Source organism: Bradyrhizobium sp. PSBB068, assembly GCA_016839165.1.
GTDB lineage: Bacteria > Pseudomonadota > Alphaproteobacteria > Rhizobiales > Xanthobacteraceae > Bradyrhizobium.
In genome coordinates, this window is the sequence record CP069300.1 from 3,824,708 (window position 1) to 3,850,721 (window position 26,014).

A 26,014-nucleotide genomic window follows, 5' to 3' on the forward strand; every position below is an offset into this window, starting at 1 on the left:
CATCATCACCGGTCGACCTCGCCGAACACGATGTCCAGCGAGCCAAGGATGGCGGAAACGTCGGCGAGGAGATGGCCCTTACAGATGTGATCCATCGCCTGCAGATGGGCGAAGCCCGGCGCGCGGATCTTGCACTTGTAGGGCTTGTTGGTGCCGTCGGCGACGAGATAGACGCCGAACTCGCCCTTCGGCGCCTCGACCGCGGCGTAGACCTCGCCGGCCGGCACGTGCACGCCCTCGGTATAGAGCTTGAAGTGATGGATCAGCGCTTCCATCGAGCGCTTCATCTCGCCACGGCGCGGCGGCGCGATCTTGTTGTCCTCGACCACGACCGGGCCCTGCCCGTCGGCTGCTCTGAGCTTCTGTACGCACTGCTTCATGATGCGCACCGACTGGCGCATCTCTTCCATGCGGATCAGGTAGCGGTCGTAGCAGTCGCCGTTCTTGCCGATCGGAATGTCGAAATCCATCTCGGCGTAGCACTCATAGGGCTGCGACTTGCGCAGGTCCCAGGCCGCGCCCGAGCCGCGCACCATCACGCCGGAGAAGCCCCACTCCCAGGCCTCCTTCAACGGCACGATGCCGATGTCGACGTTGCGCTGCTTGAAGATGCGGTTGCCGGTCAGCAGCCGATCGAGGTCGTCGACCACCTTGAGGAACGGATCGCACCACGCCTCGATGTCGTCGATCAACTTGGGCGGCAGGTCCTGGTGCACGCCGCCGACGCGGAAGAAGGCCGCGTGCATGCGCGAGCCCGAGGCGCGCTCGTAGAACACCATCAGCTTCTCGCGCTCTTCGAAGCCCCACAGCGGCGGGGTCAGCGCGCCGACGTCCATCGCCTGCGTGGTGACGTTGAGCAGATGCGACAGGATGCGGCCGATCTCGCAATACAGCACGCGGATCAACTGGCCGCGGCGCGGCACCGTGATGCCGAGCAGCTTTTCCGCGGCGAGGCAGAACGCATGCTCCTGATTCATCGGCGCGACGTAGTCGAGCCGGTCGAAATAAGGAATCGCCTGCAGGTAGGTCTTGTGCTCGATCAGCTTCTCGGTGCCGCGGTGAAGCAGGCCGATATGCGGATCGACGCGTTCGACGACTTCGCCGTCGAGCTCCAGCACGAGGCGAAGCACGCCGTGCGCCGCCGGATGCTGCGGACCAAAGTTGATGGTGAAGTTACGCAGATTTTGCGGTTGCTCGTTCATGGCTTCGGCTCCGCCTTGGCCTTCTCGTCACCGGGAAGCGGATAGTCCGCGCCTTCCCAGGGCGAAAGGAAATCGAACTTGCGGAATTCCTGGTTGAGCCGGACCGGCTCGTACAGCACCCGCTTCTCCTGGTCGTCGTAGCGAACCTCGACGAAGCCGGTGAGCGGGAAATCCTTGCGCAGCGGATGGCCGTCGAAGCCGTAATCCGTCAGCAGGCGGCGCATGTCCGGATGACCGGTGAAGATCACGCCGTAGAGGTCGTAGGTCTCGCGCTCGAACCAGTCGGCGCCCGGGAAGACGCCGATGATCGACGGCACCTGCGTAGTCTCGTCGGCCTGCCCGCGCAGTCGGATGCGCGCGTTCAATGTCGGCGACAGCAGATGATAGACGACATCGAAGCGCTTCTCGCGGCTCGGATGATCGACCGCGGTCGCATCGGTGAAGTTGACGAAGCGGCAATTGGGATCGTCACGCAAGAACGTCACGACGTCCACGATTCTGCCAATCTCGACGTCGATAGTGAGTTGATTGAACGCGACCGAGTGCGCCGTGGCGGCGCCCGGAAGCGCGCTCACGATCGTCTGCCCAAGGGCGTCGAGCTTGCCGTCGTCCATGCCTGAAACCCTAACGTTCGATGGTGCCGATACGGCGGATCTTCTTCTGCAGCAGCAGCACGCCGTAGAGCAGCGCTTCCGCCGTGGGCGGACAGCCCGGCACGTAGATGTCGATCGGGACGATCCGGTCGCAGCCACGCACCACCGAGTAGGAATAGTGGTAGTAGCCGCCGCCATTGGCGCAGGAGCCCATCGAGATGACGTAGCGCGGCTCCGGCATCTGGTCGTAGACCTTGCGCAGCGCGGGCGCCATCTTGTTGGTCAGCGTGCCGGCAACGATCATCACGTCGGACTGCCGCGGCGAGGCACGCGGCGCGAAGCCGAAGCGCTCGACGTCATAGCGCGGCATCGAGACCTGCATCATCTCGACCGCGCAGCAGGCGAGACCGAAGGTCATCCACATCAGCGAGCCGGTGCGCGCCCAGGTGATCAGGTCATCGGCCGCGGCGACGAAGAAGCCCTTGTCGGACAGCTCGTGGTTGACCTCGAGGAAAAACGGATCATTGGCGCCAACCGGCTTGCCGGTCGACGGATCGAGAATACCCTTCGGAGCCTGCGCTATCGCCGGCTGCGGGTTTGCGGCGGTGGGGCTCAATCCCATTCGAGCGCGCCTTTCTTCCATTCATAAGCAAACCCGACCGTCAGCACGGCCAGGAAAACCATCATCGACCAGAAGCCGGTCGCGCCGAGTTTTCCGAACGCCACGGCCCACGGGAACAGGAACGCCACTTCGAGATCGAAGATGATGAAGAGGATCGCCACCAGATAGAAGCGGACGTCGAACTTCATGCGGGCGTCGTCAAAAGCATTGAATCCGCATTCATAGGCGGACAGCTTTTCCGGGTCCGGCGATTGGAACGCGACCAGGAACGGCGCGATCAGGAGCGCAAGACCGATCAGGCTCGCAACCCCGATAAAGACCACAAGTGGGAGATAATTCTGCAGGATGCCGGTCATCGGCGAGGCCTTCTTGCTGCGGTTTCGGACGTGCCGCAGATTCGTTGATTGGAATTGTTCTTGAGGCTTTAGCGCAGCGCAACAGGGGGCGCAAGACAAGCAATTTTGACGGTTTTACCGTTCTCGCCGCGGGCTATTGGCCGCATCGGGCGGATGCCACTTCCGGCGACGCGGCGGCGGCGATCAGGTCCCCTGTGCGCTCGCCATATCAGCCGAACTCCGGCTCGGTGTGGCGAACATCCCGGCAGCTGTCGCCGTCGAGGCGTCAACCTGTCCGAGCAGCAGGTTAGTATCCCCCGGGTCGCACTTGTTCCAGCGCGTAAGGGTGCCCGGCTGCCGGCGAGGATGGCTATCTGCGGAGAACCATATGGGCCGGGGAGCAGGCGTGCCCGGCGCTGGTCGCCAGCGTTGCGGAACGCCAGAGCAGCCGAACACAGGAAATCGTCGGCCGGGCGCGGCCTGTGCAATCGGACCGTCGCCGCCTGGACTTCACCCCGGTCACTCGCGGCGCGCCGGGGGCGAATTCCCACGCCGCTCGTCACCGGTCAGCTTCGGCGGCGATCCAGCCGATATCCCCAGAAAAGTCCGCGGGCTTGACCGACGCCGGTATCGCGGGCGGGCCAGTCTAGGCGTCGATGAAGGCCAGCAGGTCGGCCAGCAGGCGCGCGCTGTGCGTCAGCGGCAGCGCGTGCGGCGCGCCTTCGTAGACCACGAACTTGCTTCCCCCAATCAGGCTTGCCGTCTTCGCGCCGGTCAGCGCGAGCGGCGCGCTGGCGTCCTGGTCGCCATGCACGACCAGCGTCGGGCGATCGATACCCTTCGCCGCAGCGCGCAGATCGGCAAAGGAGATCGTCTTGCGGCAGGCCAGCGCCACCGGCAACGGCACGCCCAGCATCATCCCCCTGATCCAGGCCCGCGTTGCCTCGGGTGTGTCGGGCGTGAAGAACGGCGCCTCGTTCTCGCCCATCCATTTCGGGAAGTCCTGCGCGATTGCGGCATTCTGGGCATCGATCATCGCTCGCGGCACCGCATCTGGATTATCGTCGGACTGGACCAGATACGGCGTGGTCGGTGCCACCAGCACCAGCCGCGCCACGCGCCCTGCGCCGTGACGCGCCAGATAGTTCACCGCCTCGATCGATCCCATCGAATGCGCGACGATCGTGACGTCGCGCAGATCGCGCTGCTCGATCACAGCAGCAACGTCATCGGTCAGCGTGTCGAGGTCGTATCCGGTCGCCGGCATATCGGAGCGGCCATGGCCGCGCCGATCCGGCGCGACGCAGCGATACCCCTTCGCGTTCAGCGCCACGATCTGGCTGCCCCAGATGCTCGAATTGAACGTCCAGGCGGCGAGGAACAAGACCGGCCGCCCCGAGCCCCAATCCTGCACGAACAGTTCCGTGCCGTCCTTGGCGGTCGCATAAAGCGGTTGGCTCACCATCATCTATCTCCCTGTGCGGATCGATCGGCGCCATCGCCGCCGATGCACCGACCATCGCAGAGGGAGTTCGCTCGCGCGATTACGCTTCAGGTAATCACGCGCGTGACGTCAGGCTGTCTGAAGCGGAAACGCTCTCACCATTGATACCGCACCACGCCCTTGCCGGCGTAGCTCGAGGTGACGTTGGAGAACTCGCCCTCGAACGTCGCCGCCGCCGACCAGCCGTTTCGCCAGTTCATCTCGACCGAGGCCGTGGTCAGCGCGGAGTCGCTGGCTTGCGCTGCGCCGTTGACGACGAAACTGGTGCCGGGCAGCGCCTGGAAGGTCGCGGCGGCCAAGCGGTTCGGATTGTAGTCATGCGCCCAGGCAAACCGGGTGCGCAGCGTCAGGATCCCGTCCTGCACCGCGAAGGATTTGTCGGTACGGAGGCCGAGCTCGCTGCGCGGGTCGGTCACGCTCCGGCCGGCATAGCTGAGCACGAAGTTTGGCAAGCCCGAGATCACCCGCTCGGCATAGGCCGGCAGCTCGAAGCTCGTGAATTGGCCCGCGGCATAAGGCGTGATGCCGACGCCGCCGATCCACGGCGCGACGAAACGATAGCCGCCCTCGAGCCGCCCCGACCAGGCGTTGGCGTTGAACTCGGCGCGAAGCTGATCGATGCCGGCGGCGCTGACCGTGCGGTTCGTGGTGATGTCCTGCCAGCCATAGGCGAGCGCGGCCGAGACATAGGCCGGGCCTTCGGTGTGGCGAAGATAGACGCCGGCCTGGAACAGATCGGACCGGCCGCTGCCGCTGTTGACGACGGAGAAGTTCGTGCCGCCGCCGGCGATCGCGAAGCCCGCAATGGTGTTCGGCGTGACCAGGTAGTCGGCGCCGACCGCGGTGCCATACACGCTGCTGGTCGTGTTGTTCGACCCGACGATGGCGTTGCCGCTGGTCGATTGCGAACCGCCGAAGCCCGCGGCCCAGACATTCCAGCGCGGTACGAATGACGGCGCCGGCAGCGCCTTGGTGAACATCGCGAACGCACCAGTTGCTCGGCTTGCGGCATAGGCGCCGGCGTTGCCCTCCTCCGCATAGCCCGACGCTCCCGGCACCGAACCGGCGTCACCGACGCGATTCGCGTAGGGATCGGTGAGCAGCCCCATGAACAGGTTCATGGCATCGAACGTCGTCTGCTGCGAGCCGGTCGCCAGTTCGCCAGAGGCCTGCGTCAGGCCCGCCGGCGCGAGCGTGCCGAACACCGTCTGAATGCCGCCGGTCGTGTTGAAGTAGTTGACCAGCGTGTTGGCGACGTTCTGCTGGTTGATGGACAGGCCGTTGCCGAAATTTGGCGCGGTGGGAGGCGGCGCGAAATCCAGGGCCAGATTGAGATAGGCGTGGGTCGCGTCGTAGCTCAGCGTGTCGGTGAAATTCGCCGGCAGGTTTGTGTTGGCGACGTTGGATGCAAACGTGCCGGATATGCCTCCAGCAGCGTTCAGGATCGTATACTGCTTGGAAATGTAGCTGCCGCTGGCGAACACTGCATTGACGGTCGCGCCGCCAAGCGTTGCGTTCGCATTGAGGCTGGTTGATGACGCAGCGGTCGGCGTCACGTGCACCTGATAGATGGCGCCGGATTGGAAGGCGAGACTGCCGCCGATGGTCAGTGTGCCGGTCGGGTCTGCAGCACTGCCGGGCGCGAGCGTGCCGCCGCTCATGATGGTCGTGGGTGCCGCAATGACGAAGCTGCTCGGAGCCGGGGCACCGAAGGTCGGGCGCACCACGACTAAATTCGAGCCGCCGCTGATGATTACCCCTCCAAGGTTGTTGACATCTGTCAATGTGACGGTGCTGACAACACCCCCACCGAAGACGACGAGTCCGGAACCCACGGTGCCGGTGCCGCTCAAGGTGCCGCCGGAATTGACCGTCACTTTCAACGAGTTGGCGATCGAGCCGTCCACTTCCAGCGTACCGCCATTGATGGTGGTCGAGCCGGTGTAGGTGTTGATGCCGGTCAGGACTTCCTTGCCGCCGGTGATCGTCACACCGCCGCCCGCGCCGCCGTCCCGGATGGTGCCCGCAAAGGTTCCGTTGGCATTGGTGAAGGTCAGCGTATTGGCACCGAGGTTCACGGCGCCGAAGATACTGGTCCCGGAAAGACTATTGATCGAGACGCCGCCACCCGCGCGCGATATGTCGAAGGTACCGTCGTTGATCACGGCCTTCGAAGACGCGATGCTGCCGCCACTGGTCAGGTCAAGTTGGCCACCGCCGCTGATCGTGGTCAGCCCGGTATAGGTGTTGACGCCACCGAAGGTCGCCAGGCCGCCAGAGGCGATCGTCACGTTGCCGCCGGTGCCGCCACCGATACCGCCATCCTGGATGACGCCGTCGTAGGGGCCCCTATTGCCGGTGATGGTCAGCGTCTTGGCGCCGAGGGACACGACGCTGCCGCCGACGGTATCATTCAGGCCGGCAACGCTGGCACCGCTGTTGGTCTGCGAGATATCGAATGTGCCGACACCCGCGCCTGAAGCGAATGCGATGCCCGATGAATTGGCGATCGAGCCGTTTCCTTTGAGCGCCAGCGTCGCGCCGGCATCGATCTGGGTGAAGCCGACGTAGCCGTTGACACCGGACAGGGTCTGCGTTCCGCCGGCGATTTCGAGGCCGCCTGCGCCCGCACCGTTGATTGCGCCGGAAAACTCCGTTGAACCACCGGTAACCGCCAAGACTTTGCTGCCGAGCACTACCGATCCAGCGCCCGCGAGCGTCGTGATCCTGTTGAGGAAGGCCGAAGATGCCGAAATATCGAATGTGCCGTTGACCGTCACGACGCTCGAATTCGAGATGCTGCCGACGCCCGACAGCGCCAGCGTTGCGCCGGAATTGATGGTCGTCGCGCCGAAATAACTTTCAGTCGTCGTCAACGTCAGCGCACCGCCGCTGCCGGAGTTCGCGACCGTCACGCCGCCCGTGCCGGTCAATGCCGTCGCGAGCGTCACGGCATTGCCGTTATAGTCGAGCGTCGTACCGCCGGAGCCGATCGCATTCAGCTTGCCCGAGATATCGGCCGTATTGCCACTGGCCCATTGCAGGCCGCCGCCGTTGAGCGTGATGCTGCCCGAGCCGAAATTGCTCGCGGCGTTGAAATTGATCAGGCCGCCGTTGACTGTCGTGCCGCCCGAGTAAGTATTTGCGGCCGTCAACGTCAGCGTCCCGGTGCCTGTCTTGGCGAGACCCCAGCTGCCGGCATTGGCACCGGTGCCGCCGCTACCAGTCTGGTCGGCGATGACATCAGAGACGATCTGGTTCTGCCCGGCCGCAGGATTGAAGGTCAGCGTCCCGTTACCTTGCAGGAACATACCGGCGCCGAAGGCAGAGCCATTGCCTGCGCCGACGCCGCCAGTCCCGCCGCTGACGCTGCTGCCGTTGACGGTGAAGGCACCGGCAACAGTGAGAGTTCCGCCCCCCTGGACAAACACCGCGCCGCCCGCGCCGAGGCCGCCGCCTGCGCCACCCTGAGAATCGTTGCCGCCATTGCCGGCGCCGAAGCCGCCGGTATTTCCGCAACTGCCGCCGTCATTGCCGCTCGAGCCGCCGCCGCCACCACCGAAGCCGCCCTTCCCCGCACTGAAATAGCAGCGCACACTCCCGCCGCCGCCGCCGAACCCGCCATCGCCGCCCGAACTGTCGATGCTGCCGCCGCCGCCACCACCGAAGCCGCCAGCACCGCCGCCGCCCGGACCCGCGACGGAGGTAGCAGCGCCGCCACCGATTCCACCGCCGCCGCCAGCAGAACTGATGCCAATCCCGACGGCCCCGCCGCCGCCGCCGCCTCCGCTGGCGCCACCCGTACCTGCCGTGGCGCCGTCGCCGCCGCCGGCGCCGCCGCCAGCGGCGCCAACGGCGATGCCGGCCGCGCCATTGCCACCCGTGGTGCTCGCCCCGCCGGCCCCGCCATTGGCGCCCAGGCCAATTCCGCCGCCGCCGCCAGCACCGACATTACCGCCACTTCCGCCATTTCCGCCGAGCCCGCCGCCACCTCCGCCGCCCGACCCGGTCGAGCCGTAACTGCCGCCGCTGCCGCCATTGGCCTGATTGCTGGCGAGCGAAACATTGCTCACCGTGACGCTGGCGCCGCTGGCTACGAACAGCGCGCCACCGGCTCCCATGCCGCCGCCACCACCGCCATCGAACCCGCTGCCGCCATTACCGCCCTTGGCCACGGCGTTCTGGATCGTCAGATTGTTGACCGCGACGGTACCCGAGTAAACGAAGAGCCCGCGCTGCACGCCGCCGCCATCGAGCGTGAAGTTGCCGCCGTTGATCGTGACAGTGCCCCTCGAATTGATGATGGGCAGCGTTGTCCCGCTCGTCAGCGTGATGTTCTGCGTGATGTTGAGCGTGTAGCTGGCGCCCGGATTGTTATCGATCGTCGTCAGCGCAGTGACGAGGCTCGCACCATCGCCGGCGTTCAGCACCGTTTGGGCGTGTGCGCCAGTCCCGAACGCGACGAGCAGAGCGAGGATTACGGCAACCCGTTGCAAACATGAGAATCGGAAGCGTTCCACAACGTGCACGTGCATGGCATTCCAAACTCGGGTCGCGCGTAGCACGGCCACTAAAAATCTCAGCGTGAGGTTGTATCCCCTGAGACATCCTGCCGCACGACAAAAAGCGAAAATGGAACCGAAAGCGCGACGGTGTGCTTTTTGCATCACAACATGATGTCCCCCACACTTCCCCGCGCCAGCGCGACAGGTCGTGTGAGACGTTGTCAGGATACCTGCGCAAGCCTGCCGATCGTGCCTCGCGTTGCCAGCGCGATCGACTGGCGCATTGCTGCTGGCAACCTGCGCGCCCTTACGTCAGCTTGCCCGTATACTTCTCCAGCGCCGCCCAGGCATCCGCGCCATAGGTCTTCTGCCATTGCGTGTAGAAGCCGGCCTTCACCAGCGCGGCTCTGAACTGCACCGGATCTGGCTTGTTGAAGATCATGCCCTTCCCGGTCAGCTCGGCCTGCAGCGAACGGTCCATCTCGACCAGATCAGTGCGCTCCTTCACCGCCGCCGCGTCGAACGCGGTGTTGACGAGCTCGAGCAGATCGGGCGGCAGGCTCGCTATCGCGCGGCGGTTGCCGAGGATCCAGTAGCCGCTCCAGCAATGGTTCGACAGCGCGCAGTATTTCTGTACCTCGTAGAGCTTTCCGGTCGAGACCTGCGCCAGTGGATTCTCCTGCCCTTCGACGATGTGGGTCTGCAGCGCCGAATAGAGCTCGCTGTAGGAGATGCTCGACGGCAGCGCACCGAGCCCCGAGAACAGCGAGGTCAGAAGTGCCGTCACCGGCACGCGAATCTTGAAGCCCTTGAGATCGTCGACGCTGTTGAGCTGCCGGCTCGACGACGAGGTGATCTGGCGGAAGCCGTTGTCCCAGACCTTCTTCAGCGGCACGACGCCGGTCTTGACGATCGCATCCCGGACGAGGTCGCCGACACCGCCGTCCATCGCCGCCCAGACCTGGTCGTAGGATTGGAAGGCGAAACCGATGCTGGGCAGACCGGACAGTGGCACCAGCGTCGACAGCGTCATGCTGGGTGCGGCCAACAGTTCGATACCGCCGGCGCGGACCTGCGACAGCATCTCCGGGTCACCGCCAAGTTGGCTGTTGGCAAACACCGTAATGTTGAGCCGGCCGCCCGACTGCGCGCCGGCCGCCTTGGCAGCCTCGGCCAGACGGATTGTTAGCGGGTGGGTTTCCGGAGTGTTGACGCCAAGCTTGAAGTCGAACTCGGCCGCGGCAAGGACCGGCTTACCAAACATCGTCGCAGCCATTGCCACAGAGCCGGCGCCCAGCACCCGGCGACGGCTTATTTTCGTTGTTTTCATTATTGTTTTTCTCCCGAGCGCATCCCGCGCCTGGGGTCAGTTTCGATCCTCCGCCTGTGTGACGCAAGGCACCGTGAAACCAATCCGCCCGTGGCATGAAACCATTTCAAGGAACTCACGAAACGATCCGGAAACAGATCGGGCTTACCAGTACCTGCCATGGACGGCGCATAGACGCCCGGAGGCGACCATGAACCACTCGATCCATTCAGCTGATCGCGCGACCCACCTCAAGATCGTGGTGGTTGCCCTCGTTGCGGCCATCGGAGTTGCGGCGTTCGGCATTTCGGCGCGGAACAACGCGGATTTCACCCAGACCGCCCAGACCAACCAGGTCATCAAGGCCGGCAAGCCGGTCGCGATCACCTCCTCGGGCACCTCGACGGTCCGCTAGAATTTTCAAGTTTCGGCAGACAAAGCGGCCGCCCTTGGGCGGCTTTTTTGTTGGGCATGATCATCTCGAGTTCCGATCACGACGGTGCGGCCTTTGCCGCCTGCTTCGGGTACCGCGATTGCAGAAGCAGGCACGCGATATCGACGTGTGCAAGGTGCAAATACAGGCGAAGCCCTGCGCGCCGCCGTCGCCTCGCTCGGCAAGCCGACGCTGCATCTGCCGGATCGCGCGGCCGCCGCGGAATCTTAACCGCGTCCTAACGCGGTCATTCGATTGCGATCCGCTCCGCGACCCCCGTCTTAAAAAATGTTCCTTAAGGTGGGCGTCAACAGAGGCGCGGGCCCAACATGAATTTGCAGCAGCGAGTAATTTCGACCGGCTTCAAGATCATCTGCACCGATTGCGGCAGCCTGGCGATCAAGATCGCCGATCCGGCGAACGCGTCCGGCGACACCATCATCGAATGCCGCCGCTGCAACGCTGTGCGCGGTACGGTGGCGGATCTGCACACCCTGGCGCGGCGCGGCCGCGATCTGTTCGAATTCTAACCCCGGCACCGCCGATGCTGTCAGACCCGAACGCGACCATGCAGAACGACATCCCCTTGGATACGGTCTGGTCGATCCTCGAGGCCGCCAACGAATTGGGCGATACAAGCACGGTTGACGCCTGCCGCCGCATCATCGACGCGAATTTGCGCGGCGAGGCGCCGGGACAAACCGACCTGAACGCGGTTGCCGCATTCTTTGCCTGATCGGGGCAGCCTGTTGCCGATTGCGCGTTCAATGCGGCGCCGCGGTGACCGACCGGAACGTCGCTCAACGTTGCTTGACTTGATTCGATCGGGGTCGGCTGGCTAGCTGCCGCACAGCTCTCGATTCGGACGGGCCGATGCAATGACGCGCGATGACCTGGTTGTCGGGGGCACGATCCTCGAGTTCTTCGCCGTCAGCACCGCCTCGCTGATCGCCTGCGGGCACGCGTTCCCGGGGATGCATGTCTGGCAATCCGGCATCACCACCGAGGCGATCATCGGCACCGCCGTCATGGCGGTGTTCATCCCGGCATTCGCCGCGGGACGGTTCAGCTTCGGTTATGTGGTGAGCTTCTCGCTGCTGTCAGCCGTGTTCGGCTTCGTCTGGCTCAGCCACTTCAGCGCGTTCGACTACCCGCACGCGATCGCCCGCTGGGCCATGATCGCGGCGCTGGCCGCCGCGATCACCCCGCTGATGTTCCAGAACATGCCGGTTTGGCGGCCCAGCCTGTCGGAAACGACCGTCAAAGGCGTCGCGCTGCTTCTGCTGGTGTCGTCTTTCGCCGTGCTGCTCGCCGACATCTCGTACGGGGTCAAGCTCGGCAGTCCTTACGGCACGGCCCGTAACGCCATCGCGCGGCCGGCGCTGCTGAACTATCTCACCGGGATCATGATCGGAGCGGTGCTGCCCTATCTGTTCGTGCATTTCGCATCGCGCAGGCAATCGCTGCTGGCTGCCGGTGTTTTGCTGTTTGCGCTTTGTTTCTATCCCGTCGTCAACAACAAGACGGTCCTGCTGCTGCCGATCTGGCTGCCGTTTCTGTTCTGGCTCTACGGCCGGTTCAACCCGCGGCTGGCCACCGTGCTCGCAGTCCTGCTCCCTACCATCGTCGGACTGACATCGTTCGCCGTTCTCACCGCCGACAAGGACTACGTCGTGTTCAGCGCCATCAATCTGCGCTTCCTCGCGATCCCGTCACTGGCGCTTGATCAATACGCCGACTTTTTTGCGCACCGCGAATTGACGCGGTTCTGCCAGATATCGGTCCTTCGGCCGGTGACCACCTGCCCCTACGGCGAACTCGGCCCGGCGCTCGGAGCCATCTATCACGACGGCAATTTCAACGCGTCCTTCCTCGCCACCGAGGGTATCGCGTCGGTCGGTCTCGTGCTCGCTCCGGTTTCGGCGCTGGTGTGCGGCCTGATCCTGTCGGTGGGGTCGGCGGTCTCGCGGCATTTGTCGCCGCGCTTCATCGCCGTGTCGTCCGGCATCGCCGTTCAGACGATCATGAACGTGCCGCTGACGACCGGTCTCGTGTCCAACGGGATCGCGGTGCTGTTCCTGTTGTGGTGGCTGACGCCGGAGCAGCGCGCGGAACTATCCAGCAGACCCGCGCATGCCGCCGAGCAGGTCGGCGTCGTCGGCCTTGCGGCGTCCTGATCTTGCGCGCCCGGCCGCTGCGTGGCGGGCGCGCAAGAGACAGCGCCTGCGCGCGGGCGGCCCGATCAATGTGGCCTTGCCTTCTTTCGGAGAACGATAATGCTCTGATAGGGCGAGATCCCGTTCATGCCGACGTCGACAATGTCGAACCGATCAGTCCAGTGCTCTTCGATGTACTGCTTGGTGATGATCGTCTCGCCATATGTCATCTCGCCGTCGACCGGATAGCTTTGGGGATAGAAGTAGAAGCCGTCTCGCCGCAGGGTCTCGGAGATTTTCTGCTGATCCCAGCCGGGTAATTTGGAGATCGGCTCATAGAATGCATAAGCCGGCGGCCGCACCGTCAGAAGGAAAAGGCCGCGATCCTCCAGCGCAGCGTGGACTGCGGCGAGGCATACGTCGCTTGCGACCGGGGAGAGATGCGTCCAGATCGACAGGGCGTAAGCGACATCGAACTTCTGGTTGAACGGAAGACGTTTCGGCAGGCTGTCCGACAGCACGATATCGGCGCGAGGGTTGGAGCGCTGCGCGACCTGGACGATGCCCTTGTGGGGATCGCAGCCGTGCAAATTGCGCAGCGGCACGTCCTTCATGAAATATCTGAGCACACTGCCCCAGCCGCAACCATAGTCCAGCACCGAACGCTCTTCGAATGGCTTGTCCAGATGCAGCCTGAGCTTGTCGTGCATGAGGCGATAGGTTTCGATCACCGCGGCCCCTAGTTCCATGCCGGAACGACCGCTCCAGTTTTTCTGCGTCCCGGCATCAGGCGGATCAGGAATAGCGGCCTTGATGGCGTCGAAGCCATCATACTCTTTCCAGAGCAACACATTCCAAAGATAGGGATCATCGATCCATTTGAATGCGTCGTACGCGGGCTCTCCCCTTACGCACGCGGCTTCCGTCCTTGCCAGTTCGTCTTTGTAATACTCGTTCAGCCACAGGCTCCAATCCATCCGCAAGCCTCCCTGTCAGGTTCGCTTTGTCGGCCCTTGCGCGCTGCAGTGTCGTTTGCGCATGTACATGTTTCCGAGACTGTCTCTGCTATCTCCGGCAACTTTGGGACACATCAAGCGCGTGCATTCCGGAACACGCGAGGAACCGCGAGCACGCGCGGACGAAGTCAGGTCGACGTCAGGCTGGCGCGCTCCGCTGCGCAAATAAACCGAGGCCTGCATGATTTGCGCTTTCTCGCTGGCCTGAGCGGCGATCGTCACCGCCGCGTTATCAAATCTGATGCTCGCGTGAGCGCACGCCCCGACCAGGCTGCCTCCAGGAAGCATATCGATGACAGTCCGCAAGCTCGTCCACGTACTGCAAGCGCTCCCGGATCAGGACGCAACGGTCGTCATCGGAGAAGGTGCGAAGCCGCAGACGTGGCTGATCGTGTCTGGCGTGGCGGAATGCCGGATTGCGTGCGTGAATGATGATCAGGCGATCGCTGGGAATGAACCGGCGGTTGAGATTGCCTGACGGGGAGCGTCGGCAGGTCCGGACAAGCGCCGTCCAAGGACCCGTCATGACGGCGCCTCGTCTGACACGCTCAAACCTCGAACTTGGTGCTAAGTGCTTGATAAGACTGGCGCGAGAGACGGGACTCGAACCCGCGGCCTCCGCCGTGACAGGGCGGCGCTCTAACCAACTGAGCTACTCCCGCGGATGCCGGTCACCGGATTGATCCGCGCAGGACCGAGGGCATAAAGGCCCGCATCCCGATAGTCAAGCACGTTGCGGATCCCTGCACAGCGCAGGCGCTTTCGCGCCACGGCTGCGAGTTGTAGCCTGTTTTCAGGCGAAACGGTGGTGTCAGCAAAGCCCCGAATCAAATAAGGCCTGATAGGTCTGGGTTTCCTGTGGCCGGCCCGGCGCTGCCCGTTCCCAGAACCGGCGGTTTCAGGACTTTACCGGGCAAACTTTCCCGACGCGAACGGCGCGCCATTCGCGTGAAAAGCAGCAATCCAGCCATTCAGCAACGAGGAGGGCCAGACATGGCGAAGAAAGCAGCGACCCCGGCGACGATCACGCTGAAGCATCTGGCGGCGGCCATCGCCGAAGAGCAGGAGCTGTCCAAGAAGCAGGCCGAGGCGATCCTGACCGACATGGTCACCCGGATCACCAAGCACCTCAAGAAGGGCGAGCGGATCCGCATCGTCGGCCTCGGCATCCTCCAGGTCCGCAAGCGCGCCGCCCGCATGGGCCGCAACCCCGCGACCGGCGAGCAGATCCACATCAAGGCCAGCAAGAAGGTCGCCTTCCGCGCCGCCAAGGAGCTCAAGGAAGCCGTCTAGAGCTTCTGGCCTGGTCGATATCAGGCGCCATTCCGGCTCGCGACGCGGCCCCGGAATGGCGCTTTTCTGTTGTCGAGCCGCCGCCTGATGCGCTTTGCTTGCGCGAACCAATTTCGCCTGAGCGCCTTATCCCTGTCCCGTACCTTTGCGTGGTCTTCATGCTGGCACCGGCCCTCGACTTCAAGCACACCGTCACCGAGCGTTTCCTGCGCTATGTCGTGATCGATACCCAGTCCGATCCGGATTCGCCGACCTGCCCTTCGACCGAGAAGCAGAAAAATCTTGGCCGCCTGCTGGTCACCGAATTGCAGGCGATGGGCATCGCCGACGCGCATCTCGATCCGCACGGCTACGTCTATGCGACGATCCCGGCCAACACTGACAAGACGGTGCCGGTGATCTGCTTCTGCTCCCACATGGACACCTCACCCGACTGCACCGGCAAGAACGTCAAGCCGCAGGTCGTGAAGAACTATCGCGGCGGCGACATCGTGTTGCCCGCTGACTCCACCCAGGTGATCCGCGCCGCCGAGCACGAAGCGCTCGCCGATCAGATCGGCAATGACATCATCACGACCGACGGTACCACCCTGCTCGGTGCCGACAACAAGGCCGGCCTCGCCGAGATCATGGACGCCGCGCATTTCCTCGTCTCCAACCCGCAGGTGAAGCACGGCACCATCAAGATCCTGTTCACGCCCGACGAGGAAATCGGCCGCGGCGTCGACAAGGTCGACATCAAGAAGCTCGCCGCCGATTTCGGCTACACCATGGACGGCGAGACCGCCGGTCATATCGAGGACGAGACCTTCTCCGCCGACGGCGCCAGCGTCATCATCGAAGGCGTCGCGACCCATCCGGGTTTTGCGAAGGGCAAGATGGAGCACGCGATCAAGATCGCGGCTGCGATCGTCGATCGCCTGCCCAAGGACACCTGCTCGCCCGAGACCACGGAGGGCAAGGAAGGCTTTCTGCATCCGGTTGCAATCTCTGGCGCGCTCGAGAACGCGCGGATCGACTTCATCGTGCGCGACTTCACCGAGGCCGGCTTGAAGCAGAAGGGAGCGCTGCTCGAGACGATCGTGAAGGATGTCATGAAGGGATATCCGCGCTCGACCTATCGCATGGAAGTCAAACAGCAGTACCGAAACATGAAGGAGGTGATCGACCGTCACCCGCAGATCGTCGCCTACGCGATCGAGGCGATCGAGCGCGCGGGACTGACGCCGGTCAGGACCTCGATCCGTGGCGGCACCGACGGTTCGCGGCTGTCCTTCATGGGATTGCCCTGCCCGAATATCTTCGCCGGCGAGCACGCGTTCCATTCGCGGCTCGAATGGGTCAGCCGCCAGGACATGGAGAAGGCCGTGCAGACCATCGTGCATCTGGCGATGATCTGGGAACAGCGGGCGTAGATCCTGCGACCACCCGGCTCAGCGCATCAACCGCACGATCAAAGCACTTCGGCGAGGCCGACAGCAGAGGATACGACGGTCATGCAAAGTGCCTGCGAGACCAACCGGAACATCGGTCGACCCAAGGCCGCCGCGATCACGCTGCTCGCAGCACTCGCCTTTTCGGCCCTCGCTGAAAGCGCGCATGCGAATTCGGGCACGGCTGAACAACGCAGGGCCTGCCGGGCGGACGCTATGAGGCTCTGCCGCGAATTCATTCCGAACGTCAGGCATATCACGGCGTGCATGGAGCGGAACAAGCGCCACCTCAGCCCTGCGTGCCGCGCTCAACTCAAGTAGCTGGCCAACGCTTTAGGAAGCCCGCGCAGTCACGATCCAGATCGCGCCCGGCAGCGGCACGGAATCACCCTTCGCGAACGGCGCCAACGCTTCGCGCATCGATGCGATCGCGGCGGCGCGCACCTCTTCCGGATGCCCCTCCAGCGCACGGCTGGCCGGACCGATCTTGAGCGCGCCCTGGATCGCCGCATCGATGCCGCGGCCGGTTGCGACATCGAGCTCGACCTTGACCGGCTCCATAGCGATGCCGGAGAAACCGGCTTCGCCCAGGATGCGCTTCACCCGGGCTTCGGAAGCAAACGAAAACGGGCCGGGATCCTCGGGGCCGAGCTGCGGCAGCTTCGGCACGTGCTTGTAGACCGCCTGCAGCGGCGCCATGAAGAACGGGTTTTCGCGCGGCTCCTGCCAGCAGGCGAAGGCGAGCCGGCCACTCTTCCGCATCGCTCTGCGCAAATTGGTGAACGACGCCACCGGATCGGCAAAGAACATCACGCCGAAGCGCGAGGCCAGCAGATCAAAACTCTCGCGGGCGAACGGATAGACGGTCGCGTCGGCAAGCGCGAATTCGACCGGCAATCCCTGCGGCGCACTCTGCCGCGCCCGCGTCAGCATCGGCCCGGAGACATCGACGCCGAGCACGTGGCCCGCGGGCACGACCTTTGCCGCCAGCGCAAAACTCGAAGCGCCGCTGCCGCAACCGACATCGACGACGCGTTCGCCGGCCTTCGGCGCGGCGCGATCGATCAGCAGGTCGAGCACCGGCTGCAGCACGATGTCCTGCGCGGCCTGTCGCGAGGCCCAGCGCTGACCACCCGGCCCGTTCCAATATGCAATCTGATCGGCGTTCTGCGGATGGCCTGCGTTCATGCGATCCAACCTTGTTGAGAAAGCGTCTCGTGTCTCGTGTTCGGGCATGATCTTTGTCGGAAAACCGCTTCGCACTTTTCCGGATCATGCCTTAGCAGGTCTCACGCGTCGCGGCGCGCAACATGGGCGTGACCTGATAGGTGAATCCGGCGTTGGCCTTGGTGACGGGATCGTTGGCGACGATCTCCTGCGGATCGGCATCATCGGAGAGTTGCAGCACGCCCAATCCCCAGACGCCTCCGGGATCTGCGACCGGCCCGAAGATCAGCGCCTTGCCGGCCTGCAGCAATTCGCCGCAATAGGCGACGTGCGCCTGCATGATGGCGGCTTCCTGCGGCGTCATGTCTTGCGGAAAAGTCGGACGCGGTCCGGTCAATCTGCAGACGTAGTATTTCATCGACCTGGTCCGCGCTCGCTGGCTATTTGGCGGCTGCGTTCGTGGGTTTGGCTGGCTTTGTCTTGGTGGCATTCGCCTTGGCAGCGTCCTGGCCGTCATTGGGGCGCGCAATACCCCAGGGGTCGGTCGGCTTCCGGTCCGGCACACCGCTCAGCGCGCGCTGATAGGCGCGCTGCTGCCGCGCCTCATTGGCTGCATCGGCCGGCGACTTCTCGACCTCTTCGCGATAGCGCGGAACATGGTCCGATTGCGCCAGTGCAGGTCCGCCAATCATGGTGAGGAGTAGGATCGCGGCGATTTTGCGCATGCATCAAGTTCCCAGGTTAGGCGAAGAGAATAGCATCGCAGCAAGGCCGGCATCAAACCCGCGCACGTGACTTTCGGCACCTTTCGCGCCATCGGCCAACGAATGACATTTGACCAGCCAGCGCGGAGCAAGCGCGGTCCCGGCCACCCCATCTACTGCCCCACGGTCGGGATCGCGCACTCTCAACGCGCTCACAGAGGGCTGCGCAATGGCCTTGCTACGTAAGGCTCTTCAACCAGAGGCCGCTTTGCAGTTCGTGAAACGCCGCGCCACCATCATCCTGCGCGAGCATGTGCAAGCGGAGGCCGAACTGGTCGGAAGGGCTGCAGTTCTCACCGACGGGACTGCGGGAACTGTCGAAGGCGTGTTTCTGGACGAGTCGCACGGGTTGCGCGTCTCGATCGCAGGGCACATCGGGAAGTGGCCGATCTCGACAATCAGGATGCTTCAACCATAGGACCGGATCCGTTCTGTCTGGAGCGCCGGCGAATTCCCTACCCCATCGGAAAAGCCTGAACAGGCTTCGTCTGAGAGTTGCCGATCGAGTCCGCCTTCGCCCTGCGCCACTGCGCAAGCGGCAATTGCATCCACAAAGGCTGGCTTGCCCAGCCGTAGCCCGTGAGGTGCGAAGGCTGGTAGGCGGCGAGAGATTCGAACTCCCGACCCTCTCGGTGTAAACGAGATGCTCTAACCAGCTGAGCTAGCCGCCCTTACCTGCGCGCCTCTTTAGCCTCGCCTACCCCCGAGGCGCAAGGTCGCAAAACCCCAATCCGTCAGCTTCACTCCTTGGGCCGCGTCGGCAATCCGCTGAGATCATTGACCCAGGGGGCGGCGGAGCGGCACCAGACCTGGCGTCGCGGGGTCAATTCGCCGCGCTGGCGAATGCTGCCCCAACGGATGCCCCAGTCGTCGGGTCCGCCGTGCTCGCCGCTCGTGAACAAGGGGGAACCGCAATCGCCGCAAAAATGCTGGAAGCGGACCCGGCCGTTATCGCCGCGTTTGCCGTACACTTTCGGCGCGCCATGGGTCAGCCGGACCTGCTCGGCAGCACAGATCACCGTGACGCGATAAGGCGAGCCGGTCAGCGCCTGGCAATCCGTGCAGTGGCAGATCGACACCCGTTCGGGATCGATCTCGGCTTGATAGGTCACGGCCCCGCAATGGCATTGCCCGTCGATCCGCATCCACGTTCTCCCAATTCGGCGTCGTGCAACAAGGCGGTCGCCCAACAGGTCGTTTGCCCAATTGCAGCCTGCAAGACGCCGCGACGCGATGCAGTGCCCAACCGGGACAATGCCGGTATCCCAAATCTGGATTGTTTGGGATACCAATCTGGGATACCTAACCACGGTAACCGAGGGACGGCGCCATGTCGCAGATGCTCCAGATTCACGACCAGCTCCGGGAGATGATCCTGTCCTTCGACCTCGGCCCCGGCGAGCGGCTGACCGAACGCTGGCTGGAGAGCCGGTTCCAGGGATCGCGCACGCCGATCCGTGCCGCGCTGGTGCGGCTCGAAGGCGAGGAGCTGGTCCGCCGTGACGGCCGCAACTGGATCGTCGCGCCGATCGACCTCGGCGAGCTGGAGGCGCTGGCCGAGTTCCGGATCCCACTGGAGACGACGGCCGTCCGCCTCGCCTGTGCGCGGGCAAGCGCGGCCGATATCGCCGGCGTCGAAGAGATGCTGGATGCCTGCCAGTCCGGCGCGCCGCGCGAGGAATGGCACCGTGTCGGCACCGATTTCCATGTCGAGATCGCGCGACTCTCCGGCAATCCCTTCATCGTGAAGGCGATCGCCGGCGCCATGACGCGGCTGTCGCGGGCACGCTGGCTCGAAGTGTGGACCGAACCGTCGCGCGAGCAGGCCTGGCGCGAGCACCGGCGCATCCTCGGCTTCATCAAGGCCGACGATCCGGATTCTGCCGCGCGAGAGGCCGCCGCCCACATCACCGCGACCCGCGACCGCCTGCTGCGTTCGCTCAACGAGGATCGCCGCGGCCTGCGGGCGCGCGGCTTCGCTGTGATCGGTTTGCGCTGACATGAACATGGAAGTCGATCGCGAAGCGGCCCTCGATGCGGGGCCCTGGAGACGCAACCTGATTGTCTGCGTGTTCGGCTCGTTCACGACCATCGTGGGAATGACGCTGCTGCTGCCGTTCCTGCCGCTCTATGTCGAGCAGCTCGGCGTGAGCGATCACGCCGCGATCGTGCAATGGTCCGGCGTCGCCTATGGTGCCACCTTCCTCAGCGCGGCGTTGACGGCGCCGCTGTGGGGACGGCTGGCGGACCGCTACGGCCGCAAGCTGATGCTGATCCGCGCCAGCCTCGGCATGGCGATCGCGATGTCGCTGATCGGCATGGCGCACAACGTGTACGAGCTGGTCGGCCTGCGGCTATTGGCCGGCCTGCTCGGCGGCTACGCCTCGGGCTCGACCGTGCTGGTCGCGGCGCAGACGCCGAAAGCTCGCTCTGGCTGGGCGATCGGCGTGCTGTCGGCCGGCATCATGGCCGGGAGCTTGGTCGGGCCCTTGATCGGCGGCGTCCTGCCCAACCTGATCGGCATCCGCGCGACCTTCTTCCTGATCGGCAGCGTCATCTTCATCACCTTCCTCGGCACCACTTTTCTGATCCGCGAGGAGGCGCGCCCGAAGAAAGCGAAAGGCAGCAAGGCGCGTGGCGGCTGGTCGCTGGTTCCGGACAAGCGCCCCATCATTGCGATGTGGGGAACGGGCCTGCTGCTGATGATCGCCAACATGTCGATCGAGCCGATCATCACGGTCTATGTGGCGCAACTGGTCGAGGCACCGCAGGTGACGTTCGTCGCGGGACTCGTGATGTCGGCAGCGGCGTTCGGCAGCCTGTTGTCGTCATCGCACCTCGGCAAGCTCGCCGATCGCGTCGGCCATTGGCGCATCATCACCATCTGTCTGGCCGTCTCGGCGCTGCTGCTGATCCCGCAGGCCTTCGTGGTCAGCGGCTGGCAGCTGATCCTGCTGCGCTTCTTGATGGGGCTCGCGCTCGGCGGCCTCTTGCCCTGCATCGCCAGCGTGATCCGGCACAACGTGCCTGATGCCGTCACCGGCAGCATGCTCGGCTATTCGATCTCGGCGCAATATGCCGGCCAGGTGATCGGCCCTCTGGCCGGCGGATTCATCGGCGGCCATATCGGCATGCGCGCCGTGTTCCTCGGCACCAGCGTGCTGATGGCGCTCGGAGCGCTCGGCAATCTCGTCGTCGAGAAGAAAGAGTAGTCGCCTGCCGCCTCCTCGTGATGACCAAACAAAACGGCGCCCGAAGGCGCCGTTTTCTATTTCAATCGTGGCTTGCTTCAGTGCGCCGTCAGGCCGCCGGAGGCTTCATCCGAAGCATCGGGCTTGACGTCGACCTTGCTGGCCTCCTCTTCCCAGACGATCGGTGCCGGCACGCGGACCAGCGCCTTGGCGATCACCTCATCCAGCCGCGAGACCGGGATGATCTCCATGCCGCCCTTGATCGCATCGGAAATCTCCGTGAGATCCTTGGCGTTGTCCTCCGGGATCAGCACCGTCTTGATGCCGCCGCGCGCGGCAGCCAGGAGCTTCTCCTTCAGACCGCCGATCGGCAGCACGCGACCGCGCAGCGTGATCTCGCCGGTCATCGCGACATCGTGGCGGACCGGGATGCCGGTCATGACCGAGATGATCGCGGTGGCCATCGCGACACCGGCGGACGGACCGTCCTTCGGGGTTGCGCCCTCCGGCACGTGAACGTGGATGTCGCGCCGGTCGAACATCGGCGGCTCGATGCCGTAGGTGATCGCGCGCGAGCGGACGTAGGACGCCGCCGCCGAGATCGATTCCTTCATCACGTCGCGCAGATTGCCCGTGACCGTCATCTTGCCCTTGCCGGGCATCATGACGCCTTCGATGGTCAACAGCTCGCCGCCGACATCGGTCCAGGCCAGACCGGTGACGATACCGACCTGATCCTCGTCGTCGATCTCGCCGAAGCGATACTTCGGAACGCCGAGGAACTCTTCGATATTCGCCTCGGTGACCTTCACCGACTTCTTCTTGGAGATCATCAGCTCCTTCACCGCCTTGCGGGCGAGTGTGGAGAGCTCACGCTCCAGGTTACGCACGCCCGCTTCGCGGGTGTAGCGGCGGATCATCAGCAGCAAGGCCGCGTCGTCGATCGACCATTCCTTGGAGTCCAGACCGTGCTTGGAGAGCGCGCTCGGGATCAGATGCTTGCGCGCGATCTCGACCTTCTCGTTCTCCGTGTAACCGGCGATCCGGATGATCTCCATGCGGTCCATCAGCGGGCCGGGAATATTCAGCGTATTCGCCGTCGTGATGAACATCACGTTGGACAGGTCGTAATCGACCTCCAAATAGTGGTCGTTGAAGGTCGAGTTCTGCTCGGGGTCCAGGACCTCAAGCAGCGCCGACGACGGATCGCCGCGGAAATCGGCGCCCATCTTGTCGATCTCGTCCAGCAGGAACAGCGGATTCGAGGTCTTCGCCTTCCGCATCGACTGGATGATCTTGCCGGGCATCGAGCCGATATAGGTGCGGCGATGACCGCGAATCTCCGCTTCGTCACGCACGCCGCCGAGCGACACGCGCACGAATTCGCGGCCGGTCGCCTTCGCGATCGACTTGCCGAGCGAGGTCTTGCCGACGCCGGGAGGTCCGACAAGGCACAGGATCGGTCCGGTCAGCTTGTTGGCGCGCGACTGCACCGCGAGATACTCGACGATGCGGTCCTTGACCTTCTCGAGCCCGTAGTGGTCGGAGTCCAGCACCGCCTGCGCGGCCTCGAGGTCCTTCTTGACCTTGGACTTCTTGCCCCACGGGATCGACAGCAGCCAATCCAGATAGTTGCGCACCACGGTCGCTTCCGCGGACATCGGCGACATCTGGCGCAGCTTCTTCAGCTCGTGCTGGGCCTTCTCGCGTGCTTCCTTGGAGAGCTTGGTCTTGGAGATCTTCTCCTCCAGATCGGCCAGCTCGTCGCGACCTTCGTCGTCGCCGAGCTCCTTCTGGATCGCCTTCATCTGCTCGTTCAGGTAATATTCGCGCTGGGTCTTCTCCATCTGGCGCTTGACGCGCGAGCGGATGCGCTTCTCGACCTGCAGAACCGAGATCTCGCTCTCCATCAGGCCCAGCACCTTCTCCAGGCGCTGCGTGACGGACAACGTCTCCAGTATCGCCTGTCGATCGGCAATCTTGACCGCGAGATGCGAGGCAACGGTATCGCCGAGCTTGGCGAAATCGGTGATCGCCTGGACCACGCCGACGACTTCGGCGGAGATCTTCTTGTTCAGCTTCACATAGCTTTCGAAGTCGGACACGACCGATCGCGCCAGCGCCTCGGCTTCGACCGAGTTGGCATCCGTGTCGGCGAGCGCGACCGCGGTCGCCTCGTAATATTCGCTGCGGTCGGAATACTTTTCGACGCGCGCGCGCTCGAGGCCCTCGACCAGCACCTTGACGGTGCCGTCGGGCAGCTTCAGCAGCTGCAGGACGCTGGCGAGCGTACCGGTCTCGTAAATTGAATCGGGCGCCGGATCATCATCGGACGCGTTCTTCTGCGTCGCGAGCATGATCAACGCGTCGTTCTTCATCACCTCTTCGAGCGCGCGGATCGATTTCTCGCGACCGACGAAGAGAGGCACGATCATGTGTGGGAAGACGACGATGTCGCGGAGCGGCAGCACCGGATAGGAATGGCTTTCGCCGTGGACGATCGTTGGCCGGGGTTTTGAGGTCGTCATGGCCTTATCCTTTTGTTTTGCCCCCTTGCTCGCAGTCCGCCTGCTTGCGCAACCGCCACAAGGTGCCTTGGTGATCCGGAACGAGATTGCCGTCAGCAGCCGCCTATTCCGCATCGTAAAGCGACGAATCTCAGCGCATGAGATCCTTCACCGATAGCATTAGGTGGCTATCAGGCCGGGGGGTGTCAAGTCTGAGAAGTGCCCGGAAATTCAGGCTAAACAGGCATTTACTGCAATGCCAAAATCATCGCTGCTGCTGCGCAGCGACGGCCGCCGGATCGCCCGGCAGCCGTGCATTTGTGACAGGTCGAATGCGCGCCTTCAGGCGCTCGCGCTGCTCTCGACGGCGCGATCGGAACGGTCCGCGTAGATGTAGAGCGGACGCGCCGTGCCCTCGACGACTTCGCGCGAGATCACGACTTCCTCGACACCTTCCAGGCCCGGGAGGTCGAACATGGTCTCGAGCAGGATGCTCTCCAGGATCGACCGCAGGCCGCGCGCACCGGTCTTGCGCTCGATCGCCTTGCGGGCGACCGCGCCAAGCGCCTCGTCGGCGAAGGTCAGCTCGATGTTCTCCATCTCGAACAGCCGCTGGTACTGCTTCACCAGAGCGTTCTTCGGATCGGTCAGGATCTTCTTCAGCGAGGTCTCGTCGAGGTCTTCCAGCGTCGCCACGACAGGCAGACGGCCGACGAATTCCGGGATCAGGCCATACTTCAGCAGGTCTTCCGGCTCGACGTGACGGAAAATCTCGCCGGTACGGCGATCCTCCGGCGCGAGCACCTGCGCCGCGAAGCCGATCGAGGTCGAACGGCCGCGCGCGGAGATGATCTTCTCGAGGCCCGAGAACGCACCGCCGCAGATGAACAGGATGTTGGTGGTATCCACCTGCAGGAACTCCTGCTGCGGATGCTTGCGGCCGCCCTGCGGCGGGACCGAGGCCACCGTGCCTTCCATGATCTTCAGCAGCGCCTGCTGGACGCCCTCGCCTGATACGTCGCGGGTGATCGAGGGATTGTCCGACTTGCGGCTGATCTTGTCGATTTCGTCGATGTAGACGATGCCGCGCTGCGCGCGCTCGACATTGTAGTCGGCGGCCTGCAGCAGCTTCAGGATGATGTTCTCGACGTCCTCGCCGACATAGCCGGCTTCGGTCAGCGTCGTCGCATCGGCCATGGTGAACGGCACGTCGAGGATGCGGGCCAGCGTCTGCGCGAGCAGCGTCTTGCCCGAACCGGTCGGACCGATCAGCAGAATGTTCGACTTCGCCAGTTCGACGTCGTTGTGCTTGGTCTGATGGTTAAGCCGCTTGTAGTGGTTGTGGACGGCAACCGACAGCACCTTCTTGGCATGGCTCTGGCCGATCACGTAGTCGTCCAGGACCTTGCAGATTTCCTTCGGCGTCGGGATGCCGTCGCGCGACTTCACCAGCGAGGATTTGTTCTCCTCACGGATGATGTCCATGCAGAGTTCGACACACTCGTCGCAAATGAAGACAGTCGGTCCGGCAATCAGCTTGCGAACTTCATGCTGGCTCTTGCCGCAGAACGAGCAGTATAGCGTGTTCTTGGCGTCGCTCGTGCCGACCTTACTCATTCATTATCTCCGTCCGCCGTTCGATCTTGTTTGCCAGATCGACCCAATCCGGCACAAAACCGGGGTCTTGGGTAGATAGAGCAAATTCCGTACCAAAAAAGACCCTACGCAATACTGACCGTTGCAATCACGGTTTATTCGAATCTCCGCGATCATAGCCGATGCACTACAGCCAACCATGCTGGCACCCGACTATCAAGAATTCGCTAATCGGATGGCCTGCTCAAGACCGTGACAATACCGTGATTTTCCACGATCGCACGTGGAATACGCATCGAAATCCACGGAACGTTGCGGGATTACCACGCCGCCTAATGAGCACGAAAGCGGAACTTGCCGCCCGAGCGTAGGCACTTGCGGGGTACTC

At 63.8% G+C, this 26,014-nt stretch carries 24 protein-coding genes and 2 tRNA genes; 10 read left to right on the forward strand and 16 right to left on the reverse strand.

All coding sequences use genetic code 11. The features are described from left to right. Window positions 1-5: 5 nt before the first annotated feature. The 7 genes from JQ507_17660 to JQ507_17690 all read right to left on the reverse strand — a co-directional run bounded on the left by JQ507_17660 (window position 6) and on the right by JQ507_17690 (window position 10,025). On the reverse strand, window positions 6-1,202 hold the full coding sequence (locus JQ507_17660; GenBank protein QRI66857.1) for an NADH-quinone oxidoreductase subunit D: 1,197 nt from the start codon (window positions 1,200-1,202) through the stop codon (window positions 6-8). Beyond that, window positions 1,199-1,816 (reverse strand): NADH-quinone oxidoreductase subunit C, encoded by a 618-nt coding sequence (locus JQ507_17665; protein QRI66858.1) that lies wholly within the window; start codon window positions 1,814-1,816, stop codon window positions 1,199-1,201. Before JQ507_17665 ends, JQ507_17660 begins: the two co-directional genes overlap by 4 nt. A gap of 10 nt (window positions 1,817-1,826) precedes the next feature. Next, window positions 1,827-2,411 carry an NADH-quinone oxidoreductase subunit B gene (locus JQ507_17670; protein ID QRI73389.1) on the reverse strand — a complete coding sequence of 195 codons (585 nt, stop codon included), beginning with the start codon at window positions 2,409-2,411 and terminating at the stop codon, window positions 1,827-1,829. Continuing rightward, entirely contained in the window at window positions 2,408-2,773 is a 366-nt protein-coding gene (locus tag JQ507_17675; protein ID QRI66859.1) for an NADH-quinone oxidoreductase subunit A, read from the reverse strand. The genes JQ507_17670 and JQ507_17675 overlap by 4 nt, the downstream gene beginning before the upstream one ends. A gap of 625 nt (window positions 2,774-3,398) precedes the next feature. Continuing rightward, window positions 3,399-4,214, reverse strand: coding sequence for an alpha/beta hydrolase (locus JQ507_17680; GenBank protein ID QRI66860.1), 816 nt, complete (start codon window positions 4,212-4,214; stop codon window positions 3,399-3,401). 137 nt (window positions 4,215-4,351) lie between these two features. Next, the gene (locus JQ507_17685) at window positions 4,352-8,329 is read right to left on the reverse strand and encodes an autotransporter domain-containing protein (GenBank protein ID QRI73390.1); all 3,978 of its coding nucleotides are present in this window, start codon (window positions 8,327-8,329) and stop codon (window positions 4,352-4,354) included. 739 nt (window positions 8,330-9,068) lie between these two features. After that, window positions 9,069-10,025: a TRAP transporter substrate-binding protein gene (locus JQ507_17690; protein ID QRI73391.1), complete on the reverse strand. Its 957-nt coding sequence runs from the start codon at window positions 10,023-10,025 to the stop codon at window positions 9,069-9,071. Between the two features lie 256 nt (window positions 10,026-10,281). On the opposite strand from JQ507_17690, the gene JQ507_17695 reads away from it, so the two are divergent. From JQ507_17695 to JQ507_17710, 4 genes are all read left to right on the forward strand, one after another. Then, the gene (locus JQ507_17695) at window positions 10,282-10,485 is read left to right on the forward strand and encodes a hypothetical protein (protein QRI66861.1); all 204 of its coding nucleotides are present in this window, start codon (window positions 10,282-10,284) and stop codon (window positions 10,483-10,485) included. A gap of 347 nt (window positions 10,486-10,832) precedes the next feature. Continuing rightward, entirely contained in the window at window positions 10,833-11,033 is a 201-nt protein-coding gene (locus JQ507_17700) for a hypothetical protein (protein ID QRI66862.1), read from the forward strand. 14 nt (window positions 11,034-11,047) lie between these two features. Beyond that, on the forward strand, window positions 11,048-11,239 hold the full coding sequence (locus JQ507_17705) for a hypothetical protein (GenBank protein QRI66863.1): 192 nt from the start codon (window positions 11,048-11,050) through the stop codon (window positions 11,237-11,239). Between the two features lie 142 nt (window positions 11,240-11,381). Beyond that, complete coding sequence (locus JQ507_17710; protein ID QRI66864.1) at window positions 11,382-12,680, forward strand: hypothetical protein; 1,299 nt, start codon at window positions 11,382-11,384, stop codon at window positions 12,678-12,680. Between the two features lie 65 nt (window positions 12,681-12,745). Here the strand turns inward: JQ507_17710 and JQ507_17715 are convergent, their stop codons facing one another. Further along, window positions 12,746-13,636: a class I SAM-dependent methyltransferase gene (locus JQ507_17715; GenBank protein ID QRI66865.1), complete on the reverse strand. Its 891-nt coding sequence runs from the start codon at window positions 13,634-13,636 to the stop codon at window positions 12,746-12,748. 331 nt (window positions 13,637-13,967) lie between these two features. Here JQ507_17715 and JQ507_17720 point away from each other — a divergent pair, with 331 nt between their 5' ends. Continuing rightward, on the forward strand, window positions 13,968-14,153 hold the full coding sequence (locus JQ507_17720; GenBank protein QRI66866.1) for a hypothetical protein: 186 nt from the start codon (window positions 13,968-13,970) through the stop codon (window positions 14,151-14,153). Window positions 14,154-14,260: 107 nt separating this feature from the next. Here the strand turns inward: JQ507_17720 and JQ507_17725 are convergent. Then, a tRNA-Asp gene (locus JQ507_17725) sits at window positions 14,261-14,337 on the reverse strand. A gap of 331 nt (window positions 14,338-14,668) precedes the next feature. Between JQ507_17725 and JQ507_17730 the strand changes: the two genes are divergently transcribed. Both JQ507_17730 and pepT read left to right on the forward strand, forming a co-directional pair. Beyond that, complete coding sequence (locus tag JQ507_17730; protein ID QRI66867.1) at window positions 14,669-14,968, forward strand: HU family DNA-binding protein; 300 nt, start codon at window positions 14,669-14,671, stop codon at window positions 14,966-14,968. A 158-nt stretch (window positions 14,969-15,126) separates the two neighbouring features. Continuing rightward, a complete protein-coding gene (gene pepT / locus JQ507_17735; protein ID QRI66868.1) occupies window positions 15,127-16,383 on the forward strand; it encodes a peptidase T in 1,257 nt (418 codons plus the stop codon). A gap of 351 nt (window positions 16,384-16,734) precedes the next feature. Here the strand turns inward: pepT and JQ507_17740 are convergent, their stop codons facing one another. The 3 genes from JQ507_17740 to JQ507_17750 all read right to left on the reverse strand — a co-directional run bounded on the left by JQ507_17740 (window position 16,735) and on the right by JQ507_17750 (window position 18,293). Next, on the reverse strand, window positions 16,735-17,589 hold the full coding sequence (locus JQ507_17740; GenBank protein QRI66869.1) for a methyltransferase domain-containing protein: 855 nt from the start codon (window positions 17,587-17,589) through the stop codon (window positions 16,735-16,737). Between the two features lie 91 nt (window positions 17,590-17,680). Next, window positions 17,681-17,986, reverse strand: coding sequence for a hypothetical protein (locus JQ507_17745; GenBank protein QRI66870.1), 306 nt, complete (start codon window positions 17,984-17,986; stop codon window positions 17,681-17,683). 22 nt (window positions 17,987-18,008) lie between these two features. Continuing rightward, complete coding sequence (locus JQ507_17750; GenBank protein ID QRI66871.1) at window positions 18,009-18,293, reverse strand: hypothetical protein; 285 nt, start codon at window positions 18,291-18,293, stop codon at window positions 18,009-18,011. A 247-nt stretch (window positions 18,294-18,540) separates the two neighbouring features. On the opposite strand from JQ507_17750, the gene JQ507_17755 reads away from it, so the two are divergent. After that, window positions 18,541-18,750 (forward strand): PRC-barrel domain containing protein, encoded by a 210-nt coding sequence (locus JQ507_17755; protein QRI73392.1) that lies wholly within the window; start codon window positions 18,541-18,543, stop codon window positions 18,748-18,750. Window positions 18,751-18,926: 176 nt separating this feature from the next. Here the strand turns inward: JQ507_17755 and JQ507_17760 are convergent. Further along, window positions 18,927-19,003, reverse strand: a tRNA-Val gene (locus JQ507_17760). Between the two features lie 69 nt (window positions 19,004-19,072). Beyond that, window positions 19,073-19,477: a GFA family protein gene (locus tag JQ507_17765; protein QRI66872.1), complete on the reverse strand. Its 405-nt coding sequence runs from the start codon at window positions 19,475-19,477 to the stop codon at window positions 19,073-19,075. Window positions 19,478-19,662: 185 nt separating this feature from the next. Here JQ507_17765 and JQ507_17770 point away from each other — a divergent pair, with 185 nt between their 5' ends. After that, entirely contained in the window at window positions 19,663-20,331 is a 669-nt protein-coding gene (locus JQ507_17770) for a GntR family transcriptional regulator (protein QRI66873.1), read from the forward strand. Between the two features lies 1 nt (window position 20,332). Next, window positions 20,333-21,544 (forward strand): MFS transporter, encoded by a 1,212-nt coding sequence (locus tag JQ507_17775; GenBank protein ID QRI66874.1) that lies wholly within the window; start codon window positions 20,333-20,335, stop codon window positions 21,542-21,544. Between the two features lie 77 nt (window positions 21,545-21,621). Here the strand turns inward: JQ507_17775 and lon are convergent, their stop codons facing one another. Beyond that, complete coding sequence (lon, locus tag JQ507_17780) at window positions 21,622-24,051, reverse strand: endopeptidase La (GenBank protein ID QRI66875.1); 2,430 nt, start codon at window positions 24,049-24,051, stop codon at window positions 21,622-21,624. 321 nt (window positions 24,052-24,372) lie between these two features. Continuing rightward, window positions 24,373-25,647, reverse strand: coding sequence for an ATP-dependent Clp protease ATP-binding subunit ClpX (gene clpX, locus JQ507_17785; GenBank protein ID QRI66876.1), 1,275 nt, complete (start codon window positions 25,645-25,647; stop codon window positions 24,373-24,375). Between the last annotated feature and the right edge of the window lie 367 nt (window positions 25,648-26,014).